Source organism: Enterococcus sp. 3G1_DIV0629 (genome assembly GCF_002141285.1).
GTDB classification, from domain to species: Bacteria; Bacillota; Bacilli; order Lactobacillales; family Enterococcaceae; genus Enterococcus_B; species Enterococcus_B lactis.
Genome location: NZ_NGLI01000001.1, coordinates 856257 through 871343, shown reverse-complemented (window position 1 = coordinate 871343; position 15087 = coordinate 856257). Strand labels below are relative to the sequence as shown.

17 protein-coding genes are annotated in these 15087 nt (G+C 39.2%); all 17 read right to left on the bottom strand.

What is annotated here, in order from left to right; all coding sequences use genetic code 11:
• Positions 1–21: 21 nt before the first annotated feature.
• Positions 22–783, bottom strand: coding sequence for a YdcF family protein (locus A5816_RS04445; protein WP_002374544.1), 762 nt, complete (start codon positions 781–783; stop codon positions 22–24).
• Positions 784–810: 27 nt separating this feature from the next.
• Complete coding sequence (locus tag A5816_RS04440; protein WP_002374542.1) at positions 811–1281, bottom strand: SprT family protein; 471 nt, start codon at positions 1279–1281, stop codon at positions 811–813.
• Between the two features lie 19 nt (positions 1282–1300).
• Positions 1301–3481 (bottom strand): Tex family protein, encoded by a 2181-nt coding sequence (locus tag A5816_RS04435; RefSeq protein WP_086310823.1) that lies wholly within the window; start codon positions 3479–3481, stop codon positions 1301–1303.
• 143 nt (positions 3482–3624) lie between these two features.
• Positions 3625–4356, bottom strand: coding sequence for a metallophosphoesterase (locus A5816_RS04430; protein WP_010732482.1), 732 nt, complete (start codon positions 4354–4356; stop codon positions 3625–3627).
• Between the two features lie 68 nt (positions 4357–4424).
• Entirely contained in the window at positions 4425–5366 is a 942-nt protein-coding gene (locus A5816_RS04425) for a rhodanese-related sulfurtransferase (protein ID WP_086310822.1), read from the bottom strand.
• A 176-nt stretch (positions 5367–5542) separates the two neighbouring features.
• Entirely contained in the window at positions 5543–5911 is a 369-nt protein-coding gene (locus A5816_RS04420) for a VOC family protein (RefSeq protein ID WP_002374534.1), read from the bottom strand.
• Between the two features lie 607 nt (positions 5912–6518).
• Complete coding sequence (locus tag A5816_RS04415) at positions 6519–7910, bottom strand: L-cystine transporter (protein WP_002306552.1); 1392 nt, start codon at positions 7908–7910, stop codon at positions 6519–6521.
• Positions 7911–8121: 211 nt separating this feature from the next.
• A complete protein-coding gene (locus tag A5816_RS04410) occupies positions 8122–8508 on the bottom strand; it encodes a DUF1149 family protein (RefSeq protein ID WP_086310821.1) in 387 nt (128 codons plus the stop codon).
• A 55-nt stretch (positions 8509–8563) separates the two neighbouring features.
• A complete protein-coding gene (locus A5816_RS04405; protein ID WP_002374528.1) occupies positions 8564–9187 on the bottom strand; it encodes an HAD-IA family hydrolase in 624 nt (207 codons plus the stop codon).
• Between the two features lie 62 nt (positions 9188–9249).
• Complete coding sequence (locus A5816_RS04400; RefSeq protein WP_025478499.1) at positions 9250–9918, bottom strand: 2,3-diphosphoglycerate-dependent phosphoglycerate mutase; 669 nt, start codon at positions 9916–9918, stop codon at positions 9250–9252.
• 11 nt (positions 9919–9929) lie between these two features.
• On the bottom strand, positions 9930–10367 hold the full coding sequence (locus A5816_RS04395) for a hypothetical protein (RefSeq protein ID WP_025478498.1): 438 nt from the start codon (positions 10365–10367) through the stop codon (positions 9930–9932).
• 61 nt (positions 10368–10428) lie between these two features.
• A complete protein-coding gene (locus A5816_RS04390; RefSeq protein WP_010732477.1) occupies positions 10429–11100 on the bottom strand; it encodes a hypothetical protein in 672 nt (223 codons plus the stop codon).
• 184 nt (positions 11101–11284) lie between these two features.
• Positions 11285–11683: a P-II family nitrogen regulator gene (locus A5816_RS04385; protein ID WP_002292005.1), complete on the bottom strand. Its 399-nt coding sequence runs from the start codon at positions 11681–11683 to the stop codon at positions 11285–11287.
• The gene (locus A5816_RS04380; RefSeq protein ID WP_002329273.1) at positions 11680–12453 is read right to left on the bottom strand and encodes a DUF1538 domain-containing protein; all 774 of its coding nucleotides are present in this window, start codon (positions 12451–12453) and stop codon (positions 11680–11682) included. Before A5816_RS04380 ends, A5816_RS04385 begins: the two co-directional genes overlap by 4 nt.
• Positions 12450–13133, bottom strand: a complete 684-nt coding sequence (locus A5816_RS04375; protein WP_002292009.1) for a DUF1538 domain-containing protein — start codon at positions 13131–13133, stop codon at positions 12450–12452. Before A5816_RS04375 ends, A5816_RS04380 begins: the two co-directional genes overlap by 4 nt.
• Before the next feature lie 167 nt (positions 13134–13300).
• Entirely contained in the window at positions 13301–14188 is an 888-nt protein-coding gene (locus A5816_RS04370) for a carbohydrate ABC transporter permease (RefSeq protein ID WP_002374524.1), read from the bottom strand.
• On the bottom strand, positions 14185–15054 hold the full coding sequence (locus A5816_RS04365) for a carbohydrate ABC transporter permease (RefSeq protein ID WP_002329276.1): 870 nt from the start codon (positions 15052–15054) through the stop codon (positions 14185–14187). Before A5816_RS04365 ends, A5816_RS04370 begins: the two co-directional genes overlap by 4 nt.
• Between the last annotated feature and the right edge of the window lie 33 nt (positions 15055–15087).

Sequence of the window (15087 nt, the reverse complement as noted above, 5' to 3'; positions counted from 1 at the left end):
AGGATTCGCCTGCTAAAAAGGTCATGTACGGGAAAAATCTGTTTTTATTGACTGTTTGATTCTTGTATAAGAAGACCAAACTTCTTCTGATATATCAATATGAGGAATAAAATCTTTTCCTTTCGGACCATAGCCATTCTCATCGTCGTGGAGTCGCTCCATTTCTCCTAACACCAGTGCATAGAAATATTCCTTCGGCCATTGATGGTTCAGTTCTTTTGCTGTAAAGATGATCTCCTCAGAAAAGTGAAGGATTTCCGGCACAAATGGCACAGCATTTGCGAAAACAGTTTGTTCATTTTGCCATACTTTCTCAAAAGTTGCTCGAGTCCTGCGTTGCAGTGTCGGATCATTCATCAATAGGACTTTTTCTGGTACAGCATCTAAGGAATGAAGAATCTCCAGTGAAAAAGTGGCGTTCTCTCCAGAATTTGTAGACTTCGATTCTATCAGGAAAGCCTTATCGGGCAAATCATAGACTTCTTTTAGATACTGACGACAGATTTCACTTTCACTCATGCCTTCTTCAAAATGAAATCCTTGCTTTTCAAAATTCTCATAAAGGATCCTAGTCGCATGACCCACCCCGCCGACCAAAAACAAACGTTCTACTTGACCATTTACATACATTTGTGCTGCTTTATCAGCTAAGATAGGAAGACCGTTTCCAGCTAAAATAAGTGTAGGTGCCGACAATTTCTCAAAATCTTTCTCATCAGGTGCGGCTAAAAAGGCTAATAACTGATTCCAGTCTTTTAGATTTCTCTGCTCGTTTTTTTCCAAAAACTCTTCATCCTTTCATCTGATTTTTTATACTTCATTGAGGCTTTCTCTCTTTGTCTCAATCCATTTGATTTCCCCATGACATCTTCCACAACGATATTTGTGTACATCGATTCTTCTTTTGCGGCAGATTGTGGCAGAACAATCTTGGCATTGATAATATTCGATCTTTATCTGTTTCTTCGTCAAGGCTGGCGCATAGCGCAATCCTCCTGTTTTTTTCAAAAGATACTTGAAATCCATATCTTTATGACGATACCCTCTTCCAGTTAGATGAAGATGATAATGGCAAAGTTCATGTTTGATGATTCCTGCAATCGTCTCTTTGTCTGACTCTTCAAACAGCTTTGCATTAAAATCTAAATGATGATCGTTTAAATGATAGCGCCCGCCAGTTGTACGCAAGCGTGGATTGAACATTGCTTGGTGCTTGAAAGGACGCTGGAAGCTTTTTAATGATATCTCTTCTACTAACTGCTGCAGTTCTTCTTGTGTCAATTTTTGTTACTCCTCATTGTTACTCTTCATAAGGGGAAAGCATCGTCAAACTGATTCTGCCTTTTTTCGTATCAACTTGTTCTATCCAAACCGTCACGATATCTCCGACTGACACGACGTCTGTTGGATGCTTGACAAATTTTTTGCTAAGTTTTGAGATATGGACAAGTCCGTCTTGTTTCACACCGATATCGACAAATGCGCCGAAGTCGATGACGTTACGGACCGTTCCAGTCAATTCCATCCCTGGTTTCAAATCTTCCATACTCAACACATCTGTACGCAATAGGGGCGCTGGCATCTCATCACGCATATCTCGTCCAGGTTGTGTCAGCCCAGCTAAAATATCGGCTAACGTTTCTTCTCCGACTGATAAGCTTTCAGCCAGTTTCTCCGCGGATAACCGTGTCAATTTTTCTACTGCTTCTTCTGTCCCAAGCTCTTTTTCTGAAAGATGGACTGTCATTAATATGTCTTTCGCAATAGAATAACTTTCGGGATGGATACCGGTGTTGTCCAAAATGTTTTTCCCGCCAGGAACTCGCAAGAAGCCGATTGCTTGTTCATATGCTTTTGGCCCTAAACGTGGCACTTTTTTCAGCTGAGTTCGTGCAGTAAATTCTCCATTTTCTTCACGATAACTGACAATGTTTTGGGCAGTCGTTTTATTCAATCCTGATATGTGTTGCAAGAGCTGTGGACTAGCCGTGTTCACATCCACGCCTACTTGGTTGACCGCTGTTTCCACGACAAAATCCAATTGTTCAGCCAAACGTTTTTGAGAAACATCATGTTGGTACTGTCCTACACCGACAGCTTTAGGATCGATCTTGACTAATTCAGCTAAAGGATCTTGCAGACGACGGGCAATAGAAACTGCACTTCTTTCTTCTACTTGTAGATGCGGGAATTCTTTTCGTGCAATTTCGCTAGCGGAGTAAACAGAAGCGCCAGCTTCATTGACAATGGCGTAATAGGCTTTATGGTCGGCTGATTTCAATTGCTCAGCCACAAAAAGTTCTGATTCCCGACTGGCTGTTCCATTCCCGATAGCTACCATATCTACTTGATATTTATTGATCAATTGGATAAAAGCTGGACCAGCAGCTTCCCTTTTCGCTTGTGCTGCAGGTTTATGCGGATAAATGACTTCGATTGCCAAAACTTTTCCTGTCGCATCTACGACTGCTAGTTTACATCCAGTACGATAGGCCGGATCAAATCCCAGTACGACTTTACCTTTTAGCGGCGGTTGCAACAAAAGATTGCGAAGATTTTCTCCAAAAATAGCGATGGCTTGCTCATCCGCTTTTTCAGTCAATTCATTACGCAGTTCTCGCTCGATTGCCGGCTGTATAAAGCGTTTATAACTATCTTGATAGGCTTCTCTTACAAAGGAAGAAGAAGGAGAGGCAGGATTTTTCACTAATTGGCGATCCAAGTAAGCTAAAACTGCTGCTTCGTCTACTTGAAGGAACACTTTGAGAACCTCTTCTTTTTCTCCTCGATTAGTGGCCAATATCCGATGAGAAACCATTTTATGGACAGGTTCTGCAAAGTCATAATACATTTCGTATACGCCTTTTTCATCTGCTTGCTCATCCTTGACTTGGCTGACATACATGCCTTTGTTATACGTATAAGACCGAATCCAAGTCCGAAATTTTGCATTATCGCTGACTTGTTCAGCAATGATCTCATGCGCACCTTGCAACGCTTCTTCAGCAGAAGAGACTTCTTTTTCTTTATCGATATATTTTTCTGCTTCCGATTGCACCTCTCCATCTGTAAGCTGTATCAGCCACAGCGCGAGTGGTTCAAGTCCTTTTTCTTTAGCAATCGTTGCTTTTGTCCGTCGTTTCTGTTTGTATGGACGATATAAATCTTCCACTTGTTGCATTTTTACGGATTGCGTGATTTCTGTTTCTAACTCAGGGGTCAGTTTCCCTTGTTCATCGATCAGCCGAATCACTTCGTTTTTTCGTTTTTCTAAGTTTTCAAGATATGCATACCGCTCTTCGATTTCACGAATCTGGACTTCATCAAGACTTCCCGTCATTTCTTTTCGATAACGCGCGATAAAAGGAACGGTGTTTCCTTCATTTAACAAATTAAGTACAGTCGTCAACTGCTTGGGACGATAGTCTGAAAGCTCTTTTTGTACAAGCTGAATGATTGTCTGGTTCAAATTTTCCGTCATTAAAATGCCTCTTTTCTGCTAAAAATTGCTTCTTTATTCTATCATACTTTTTATCATGGGTTAAACTGCTGAAAGAAACAATATTCTCTATACAAATAAAAAGAGCCGCAACAAAGTCGCAGCTCCTTCATTCTTTCCATTCGTCAGATTCCTTGCCAAGATCCTTTGTTGTTCTGATATTCAATGTCTTGAAGGATACCTTCCTTGTCAAAAACAACCCCATGCAATGACCCTCCGAATACAGCCCCACCGTCCATTCCGATTTTATGATCCTGAATCCAGAGGTCTGTTGTCTGCATATCTCCATGGAGCATTGGTGTAATCGTATGTCCAAATACAATTGTCTTACCTGTGTTGTTTTTCCCTTCATGAAATGGTTCCCGTATCCAAATAAAGTCTCTTGGACTTGTCTTACGCCAGTCTTTCTTTGTCAAATCCACTCCAGCATGGACAAACAGATAATTTTCCCATTCATAATACAAGGGGCGCTGGACTAAAAATTCAATCAGTTCTGGGTATCTTGATCGAATCATCATTGAGATTTCAGTCGGGGAGTATTCCTCCGATGCACCTGGGTGAAGTAGGCTTTCAAATGTTTCTTTTCCACCATTTCTGATATAAGGCGCATACCAGTCCTCCGGTGCTTGCAGAAATTGCAAAAAATATTCTTCATGGTTTCCCCGGAGATAAATGGCACCTGTTTCTTCGACTAATTGCTTTCCTAATAGAAAACATTCCTTTGTACGAGGCCCTCGATCATTGAGATCTCCTAATAAAACAAGCTGATGGATCGTCGGATCATAATAGTGAATAAGTTTTTCAAAAAGATCATATTTACCGTGGACATCGCCAATAGCATAAATCAATGATTTCATGTGGATCACCATCCTCAACGATAGTATAGCGCATATTGGAAATGGTCGACAATCAAAACTATTGTTTTCTATTTACTTAAAGCTGCAAACCGCAGTTCTGCTTCTTCTGGAGAGATTCCATGGTCTTGAACATAGCGGTTGCGTGGATGTTTCGCACACTCTACGCTACATGCTCCTAAATGTTTTTCTTCATTTTCAACGGAAGCAAGAATCTGACGATTGCACTCAGGATTGCTACAATTGATATATCGTTCACATGGTGTTCCGTCAAACCAGTCGCGACCGACGATTTGTTTATCTACTTGGTTGATATCGACAGCGATCCGTTCATCAAACACATACATCTTGCCATCCCATAATTCTCCTTGGACTTCAGGATCCTTTCCATAAGTAGCAATACCGCCATGTAGCTGTCCGACATCTTTGAATCCTTCACGGACAAGCCAACCAGAAAACTTCTCGCAACGAATGCCGCCAGTACAGTAGGTCACTACCCGTTTTTCCATAAATTCTTCTTTGTGCTCGCGGATCCAGTCTGGAAGCTCTCGAAAACTGCGTATATCTGGGCGTACAGCCCCTCGAAAATGCCCCAAGTCATATTCATAATCATTCCGTGCATCAATCACCACTGTCTGTTCGTCTAAAATAGCTTCTTTAAATTCTTGCGGTGAAAGATAAGCACCTGTCACTTGGTTTGGATCAATGTCCTCTTCTAGTTTTAAACTTACAAGCTCTGGACGGTATCTTACAAACATCTTCTTAAAGGCATGTCCTTCGCTTGGATCAATCTTGAACATCGTATCAGCAAATCGAGGATCAGCTTTCATTGCTTCCATATAGGCAATCGTGTTTTCAACGGTTCCAGACACAGTACCATTTATTCCTTCTTCAGCTACTAGAATACGACCTTTAAGATCCAAAGATTTGCAAAAGGCTAAATGATTTTTGGCAAATTCCTCTGGTTCTTCTATTTTTGTATAATTGTAATAAAGCAGTACTTGATAATCCATGTATTTCTTCCTTCCTTCTTTTCGTTCCTAAACAGTATAAAGAAGGCGTTCGCATTTGACGATTTATTTGCTTGTGTATAATTACGCATGTGATTTTTGTTTACATAATATTATTATTTGAATTAAAAAGACTTCGCTTTCCTGTTTCGCACAGAAAAACAAAGTCTTTATTTCTATTATTTACCTGTAACCGCAAAGTAATTGCCATCGGGATCAGCAAAGTTGAAGACATATTCTTCTCCAAGCTGTACCATATCACCTAATGTGACTGATTGCGTCTGCATTTTTTTATATAGTCCAAAGATATCTTTGCTGTAAAACATCAAAGATGGGGCACTAGTAGCTGTGCCAGGTGAATGGGACTCAACAAACGCTCGATCATATAACACGAATGAGGTTTGACTGTCCTCAACTCCTACTTCAATTACAAGCGTCCCATCCATTTCTTGACGATCTTTTTCCGCAAAGCCAATTGCTCTCCAAAACGCTGCATTTTTCTCTACATCATCCACATAAAGCATGATTTTTATTTCATTCGTAAACATCTGTTTCCTCCTAAACGATCTGTTCTAACATTCCCAACTTTGTCAGTTTACCATAGGAAAATGGGAAAATCTACGAAAGCTCTCAACAGAATCGTCCTACTTAAATACGCTTTTCTTTAATAATAAATAAGTTGGTTGTTTTTATTATTCACGCTTTCACTTTTCGGAATAAATAATATGTATTTATATGGAATATATAAAAAAAGAGGTTGTGACAAAAATCAAGTCACAACCTCTGGTAAACGGTGTTCTCCTGCCAACTCCTCGGTCACAAGTCACAATATTCAACAAACATGAGAAGCTGTTTTTTGAAATTGCTCCTTGTGACTCAGAGTTAAACGGCGGGCTCACGACCTCTTTCTTAAACGGTGTTCAAAAGCTTGCATCTGCGGTAATAAGCTCAACCAAACGTAAAATATGAGGAACTATTTTTGTTTGGCTGTTCTTATGACTTGATGCAGGGCAGCTTTTTCACAACCTCTTATTCACGGTGTTCCAGAAGTAGCTTCTCGGAAATAAGCCGAAATTCCACAAAGATTTGAGAAGCTATTTTTGGGAAACTTCTTATTTCTTAAAGCTGACCACTTCTATCACAACCTCTTTTTAGCTATGCATTCACATCGATCACTTTTGAATCATCATTGATGACATCGCGATCTAAATCTTTGATGCGTGCACTTGTCACGATACCAGCTACCATGCTACCGCTGACGTTTACTGCTGTACGTGCCATATCGATCAATGGTTCTACAGAGATAACTAACCCAACGATTGCTACTGGCAAGTTCATTGCCCCTAAAACGATCAGTGAAGCAAATGTTGCACCACCGCCGACTCCGGCTACACCAAAAGAACTGATTGTTACAATCGCCACAAGCATCAAAATAAATTCCAAACTAAAGACATTCACTCCAGCCGCTGGTGCGACGATCGTTGCCAACATAGCTGGATAAACGCCAGCACAGCCGTTTTGTCCAATAGACAAACCAAAACTTGCTGAGAAATTAGCTGTTGCATCGTCTACTCCTAAAGCTTTTGTCTGAGTCTCGATGTTCAATGGCAAGGCTCCGGCACTTGAACGTGAAGTAAACGCAAAGCTCAATACTGGAAAAGCTTTTTTGAAATAGTTGATTGGATTGACTTTGGCACCAATCAAAATCAATGAATGGACAATCAAAACAGCAAGCAATGCTACGTAAGATGCAACGACAAATTTACCTAAATTGACGATAGCTGCAAAATCACTTGTTGCCAAAACGTTTGTCATCAAAGCAAATACCCCATATGGTGTCAAACGCAGAACAAGCGTCACGATTCGCATAATGATTTTATACAGACTGTCGACTAAATCTGAAAAGAATGCTGCTTCTTTTGGCGCTTTTCTTTTCACACCTAGATAAGCGATACCGACAAAGGCTGCAAAAATAACGACTCCAATCGTACTAGTTGCACGGCTACCTGCTAAATCAGCAAATACGTTTTTAGGGATAAAGGATAAAATCTGCTGCGGAATCGATAAGTTTTCAACCGTTTCCTGACGTGTCGCCAATTCAGAGATCCGTGCTGTTTCTGCTGCTCCTTGTGTGAATTTAGCTCCTTGAAGACCGAACAGCATCGTTGAACCGATTCCGATCAATGCTGCAATAGCTGTTGTACCAAGTAAAGAAGTCAGTACAGTTGCACTGATTTTCCCCAGCTTTTCAGAAACTTTCATTTTTGTGAATGCACCAATGATCGAAATGAATACTAAAGGCATAACTAGCATTTGCAAGAATGATACATACCCTTGTCCTACGATCCCGATCCATTCCATTGATTGAGTAACGACTTTGTCTTCTACACCAAAGATCAATTGAAGCAGACCGCCAAAGACGATACCAACTCCTAATGCTGTAAAGACGCGTGTTGAAAATTTTGTATGGCGCTTTTGCATACGATAGAACACATATAATAATGCCGCAAAAACTAGAACCACTAAAACTGTGATGAGTGTTGTCATTTTTCTCCTCCTCTTATTATTAATGACAAGTCCATCGAAGGAAGTAAAGGTTCCCGAGAATGATTCTTCAACCATCCTCCTGAAAAAATTTTTTCAGTGACTTTTACATTTTAGACGATTTTTATCGAAATGACATTCTTTTTGCTTACAATTAGTAATAAAAAAACATTCCTGTGATAGATTAAAACTATCACAGGAATGTTTTTACTGTCTATTCTTGTTTTTCTGATTGAAAATTCAATTTTACCCCAGGCTGATCCAAGGCGATCTCTGTCACCTCATAAGACATCCTGCGTACGATATCGAATAACGGTGCTACTAGCTCGTCCACTTCTTCTTGTGCGACATCATTTTGACCTTCAATTTTCCGATTGAGGATATGATTGATTTGACTCACACTTCCAGATAAAACATATGTATCAAACACTAAACGGAACTCTAAGCGTGCTCCTACGATGCTATGTTCTTTCGGATAGTTTTCGATCGTTTCTTTCAAAGGCGAGAAGCCCACTTTTAAATCTGTTTCTACTTCTTGGTTCGGTAATCTCATATCATAATGAAATGCTTCTACTACTTCTTTTTGTCTTCTGATTTCCATATAATTTTATCACTCCTTTATAAAAATTATAACATATCTCCTTTGTAAGGGGATACTATTTTTTTACGTTACTCCGCAAGGATAGGATTTCATTTAAATTTCCTACAACATGATCTGCAAGAATCTCCCCCAGAAAATGATCGATATCGTAAAGACAAGTAACGACTCCTGCGTTTTTCCCTGCTTCGATATCTAAACGGCGATCGCCGATCATCATCGTGTCTGTTCTTTCTAAATGAAAAGTATCAATCAAATACTTTAAAGATGCTGGATCCGGTTTACGAGGGAAATCCTGATCAATCCCTACTACTTCCTCAATCAGATGGGCTAATTGATACTCTTTCAGCAGTTCCCATGTCGATTCTGTCAAACGGTGGGTCAAGATGAAGTGACGTCCTCCATTGGTTTTTAGCCTTTCAAGTACTTGTTTCGTTTCTGGAAATGGACGGGAAGCTTCCTTGCTTTTTTTCTCATACCGATGAAACAATTCATTAAACTCATTGGCGTCCAAATTTGATTCATTGATCAAATAACTGGTGGAATATTTTTTCATTTTGAAGTAGATCTCTTTTTTGTCCATATTGATACCAAAATATTTTAGAGCTTGCTGAGCACCATCTACCATTGCGGGATACGTATCAAACAATGTACCATCAAAGTCCCATATATAATTTCTCATGTTCTTTTTGTTCCATTCCTTTGCTACTTTTTTCTATCTTTCATTATAGATAAATACGTTGATTAAAGTATTGTTTTCTCTAGAATCGTCAAATCGTCTGCTAATGTATATTGGATTGGTTGTGCATTCGGGATATCAATTGTATCCATTTGATCCTCAGGAACATTTTCTAAATATTTTGTCAGTGCTCGGATGCTATTCCCATGACCCACAACTAGTAAATCTTTCCGATCTTTTAGTTTTGGTGCTAGTTGATCTTGCCACAAAGGAATGATCCGATTCACTGTCATTTCTAGACTTTCTCCGTACGGAATCAAATGTGGATCCAAATGATCGTATCTGCGGTCAAATCGGTTTTCTGCGGTTAACGGCGGAACTTCTGTATATCCTCTGCGCCATTTCTTTACTTGATCTTTTCCGTATATTTCTTTCATCTGATCCTTGTTTTTACCAACAAGATCCCCATAGTGCCGTTCATTCAGACGCCATGTTTTTACTATGGGAAGCCACAACTGCCCCATTTCTTCTAGTGCGACTTGACCGGTAAGAATCGCGCGTTTTAAAACAGAGGTGTAAACCGCATCGAATTGAAGACCGGCTTCATACATTTTTTGACCGGCTACTGCTGCTTGTTCTTTTCCTTTTTCTGTTAAGGCGACATCTAGCCACCCTGTCCAGTAATTTTCAAAATTTGCTTCGCTTTCGCCATGACGCAATAATACTAATTTCATTTTTTTCTCCCTTAAACATTCGTTTCGAATTTTATGCCACATGTTTTGCATGTCACGCGTATTCGTCCTTTTCCTCTAGGCGCACGCTGCTTTTGATGACAATTCGGGCACTCAAAAAAAGTATAGCTTTTTCGTTCCGTTTTAGCTTGCTTTTTGTTTCTCATCTGATGATATTTTTCTTTGCCTTTATCAAAATATTCCAAATAACGTTGATTTTCATTTAGTCTAGGATAGATTTTTTTTGATAGAAAACGAAATAGCATCCATCCGAAAAAAACGATGAACAACAATTGCCCGATCCTAAATGGCAACCACCGACTTAGTAAACTAAAAAAAAGTGCGATAATCAATAAAACACGATTCAATTGATCAAATTTTGCATATCTTCCCTGCATAAGTTTTTGATAGTTCTGCTGAAACCGTATCAGTCTTTCTAACCATGTTTGCATCCTGTTATCTCCTCCATCATCTATCATTCATTATGACAAAAAAATCAAAAAAGAAAAAGCCTTAATTGGCCTTTTCCATTGCGACTTGATGAAGGACATTCCGATTTCTGGTAAAGTCGATCACAATCACTTTCTTTTTATCTTCTCTGTTGACTACACGGAATGTGTCCGTCAATGGCAAAAACAGCTTCTTAGATGGTAGCTGTTGCATACGTATAAAACGATGGATCATCGTAATTAATTGAGGGAATTGAATGGACGTATGAAGCAGATTTGGATATTTTTTCAACAGTTGAGTCGTTTTAAGCAAATTCCTTTTTTTACTGATTACTTTTAAAAAGCTTTTTAGAATCTTTTGCTGACGTCTAAAAATAGAAAAAGAATTTTCATCATCTATTTGATAACGCATTTGTTTCTGTAGTTCTGCTGCAGTCAAATGAATCTTCCCATCATTCGTATCGATCATCAAACCTTCTGGGAATAGCTCAACGACTGCTCGATCCCAAGATTCAAGAGAAAGCTCGATATAATCTTTTACCGGTAATTCCAATTCTGCCTCAAAAAAGTGCAAAACAGCCGATAGCCCTTCTGCTTGATAAATTTCTCCTAATGTTAGTCCCTCTAGATGGAACTCTGGTGAAAAATGCAGCAATGTTTTATTTTCCTGCAATTGAACATATAGAAATGTAGACCGCTCAATCAGAGTATCTTTTAAAACAACTAAAAAATTCATTTTTCTCCCCCTTTTTTCATCATTTTTAAAATAGCATATTTTGAAAAGAAAGTCTGATGCTTAGAGAAGAATTTCATAAAAATTTACTATTTCATAAGTATTCACGAAAAAAACCTAAACAAAAAAGCGGAAATAATGCTCATCCGCCTTCTTGTTTAGGTTTATTTCTTCTTCAAATGCTTGTCTATGATTCAGGATTTTCTCTATCGTTAGTTTCATCCAAAAGTTCCTGCATCCCGATAATTTCCCGATACTGATGAATCTTAGTGATACCAATTACTTTATCTACATCAATACTAAAACAAATCCCGTTACCTGGAACATCGATGTTGATGCCTTGACCAATCGCATCCATCACTTGATTCGTCAAACTATCTGGTACTAATGTCAAAACAACATCTTTTTCTGGCGAGATGTCCAAACCTAAAAATTTCCCTGAATCATGTACACCAGAACCACGACCATGCAAGATTGTTCCGCCTGCTGCACCTGCTTCTTTTGAAAAGTCGATGACATCTTCACCTGTTCCTCCGTCCACGATTGTCACAATCATGTGAAGATTCAATGCTACAAGATCTTTCATTTGCTTTCCCCCAATTTTTGCAATCTTTCTTTTTCGATTCTGTCTTTTTCATCTTTTCGTTTATAAATATATCCTAGTACTAAAGTGGATAATATTGGTGTCAATGCAATCATTGCAACCACACCAAACCCATCAATGATCGGATCTCTTCCCTCAATTTGTGCAGCGATCGCCACGCTCATTGATAAAATAAATGTCGAACACATCGGACCCGTTGCTACTCCACCGTTGTCAAAAGCCATTGCTAAAAAGATCTTGTCCACTTTTCGTCCTAAAATAAATGCTAGCCCATATCCTGGGATCAAGAAATAATAAAGAGAGAATCCGACGAGCAAACGCCACATAGACAACCCTACTGCTGCGCCAATCCCAATCGAAATCACCATCAGCATGATTTTCGACCGGATCCTTCCTTCACTCAATTCTTCAACCTGTTTGACCATTACATGAATCGCCGGCTCAGCAAACCCTACTAGGAACCCCATCAAAAAGCCAAGGGGAACCAATATATAATTATAGGGCAATCCAGCGATCGTACTACCTAAATGCTGTCCTACCGGAACGTAAGCCATATTGACTCCGTGCAGGAAAAGGATCAACCCAATAGTCGTTATCAAGAAGCCTTTCATAATGTCAAAGAAACGCTTCTTGCGCATACGAAAACTAATGATATTCATCAAAACAAATAGAATCACGATAGGTGCCACTGCTAAAATAACTTCCATAGTAACGATCTCGATACCATCTATCACTTGCTGCCAGAAACTCATTGGAAGATCACCCCCAAAATCATTACGGCAAGAATTGGCCCTAATGAAGCAATACCAACCATTCCAAAGCTGTCATTTTCATTTTTCTTTTGTTTGATCATACTAGTCATCCCGCCGGCAAGGGCCAAGATAAATGGAACAGTTACTGGACCGGTAGTTACTCCCCCCGAATCAAAAGCAATCGGCATGAATTCGGAACTGGTGAAAAACGAGGCGATCAAAACGCCTATGTAGCCTATAGCCATCAATTGATAATAGGATAGCTTGAATACGACCCGAAGCAGCGCAAAGGCTAGAAATACTCCAGTGCCGACGCTGACGATTCCAATCAGCAACACTCTGCCAATCTCTCCGTCAGATATATCATATACTTGTTGTCCCAAAACTTGCACGGAAGGTTCAGCAATCGTGATCACGATCCCGATAGCAAACCCCAAACTGACCAAAACAGCCAAACTTTTCTTTTTGATCATATATTTCCCTACTAGATCTCCGACTTCCATCATGGAATAGTCTGCCCCAAACAAAAAGAGCGTCATTCCGATCATCATGATAGCCGCACCTACCAAGAATGAAGCGAGGTCTTCTCCTTCTAACGGCGCAAAAACAAACGTTAAAATGACAATCAGGACGGTCATCGGCAATATGGCAGCAATCACTTCTTTAAAATTTTTTAGCATGTATCCTCCTCCTTTACTCTTTAAGTTTACCTTAAAATGAAAGAGTTTTCGAGCATAAACTTAAAACGTTATCATTTAATTTTTCTCAACATAAAATAACACACGTCCCAAAAGTGTCTTTTTACTTGGAAAAGATGACTTTGTAGGGACGTACTTATTGTTGTTTTTTATTTTACAGAGCCGATCATTCCTTGAACGAATTGTTTTTGCAAAACAAAAAATACGATGGCAGTTGGTAAAGTAGCGATGACTAATCCAGCCATGATCATTCCATAATCTGGCGTATAGGAAGCACCCATAGCAGATAAAACAAGCGGAACCGTCCGTTTATCAGGTGACTGCAAAGCCACTAAGGGCCATAAATAATTGTTCCAGCTGCTCATGAATGTGATGATTGCTGCCGCTGCATAGGTATTTTTAGCCGTCGGCATATATACTCTAAAAAAAATACTTAGTTCTTTTAGACCGTCTAATCGAGCGGCTTCTACTAGATCTTTTGGAAAGGATTTAACATTTTGCCGGAAGAAGAAGATCAAAAAAGCAGTGCTGACAGATGGTAAGATGACAACTAAGAAACTATTGATTCCCAAAATCGTTCCGTTCAATTGTGAAAACATTCGATACAAAGGAATCATCAATGCCGCAAAAGGAACCATCATCGATAGCAGTAGAATACTGAAAATCAAATCTTTTCGCTTGCTTTGATAAATCTCAAATCCATATCCTGCCATTGACGAAATCAGCAATGCAAACACAGTGGTCACTAGAGCGATCATTGCTGAATTCCAAAGGGAACGAGTAAAATTCAGTTCATTGGAAAACAAATTTTGAAAATTGATGATCAAGTTACTGCCAATCTTTATTTTTCCCGATGTGATATCCACGGGTGTATTCGTCATTCCCAGAATCATCCAGACAAAAGGGAAAATGGAAATAAATGATAGGATGCTTAATGCTGTATACTTTAATGCTGACCCAATTGCCGAACGAAGTCCTAAGGCTTGTTTTTTGACGTTGGGGTGTGCGATCGTTTCTTTTTCTACTATGCTTTTCATCGACTCTCTCCTCCTACTTTCGTTTGGATTATCGACAATATCACAATAAAGGCAACAATAACAAAGGAAACTGCTGCCGCATATCCAAAATTAGGCGTGAATTTATAACTCAAATTATAGATGTATTGAGACAGCGTGGTCGTTGCATTTGCTGGTCCCCCGCCAGTAATATTTTGTACTTCATCAAAAAGCTGCAATGTCCCGATCGTTGAAGTAATGGAAGTAAACAAAATGATCGGTTTTAAATTCGGGATCGTCACTTTGATAAACTGCTGCCATTTAGAAGCACCGTCAATAGATGCTGCTTCATAAATCTCCGAATCAATATTTTGCATGCCTGAAAGGAAAAAAATCATATTGTATCCAGTCCAACGCCAAGTGATCGAAAGAATGATCAAAACTTTCGCCCAAATTGGATGAGTCAGCCAGCCAATCGGAGTGTCAATCATACCAATGCCCAACAACAAGTTGTTTACAAGGCCAGATTGAGAAAATAGACTTTTCATGATCAGAGAATAACTGACCATCGAAGTGATACACGGAAGAAAAATAGCTGTTCGAAACAACCCTTTATATTTCAGCTTTTTATCATTTAAAAGGTTGGAAATAAAAAGTGCTAGAAACAGCATGATTGGTACTTGAACTAGTAAATACAGGAACGTATTGAAAAAAGCTTTTTTAAAAGTTGCGTCTGTCAGCATCCGTTGATAATTACCTAATCCGTTAAATGTCATATTGACAGGGGGACCACTTTGAAAAGACGTGATCAAAGCCAAAACCATCGGAATAAAAACCATGATCGATATCAAAATGACTGGCAAGATTAAAAAAGCATGCCCGTTTTTGAATAAATCTTTCTGCTTCATTCTTTTCCCTCCAATTTCTATCATTGATTATTT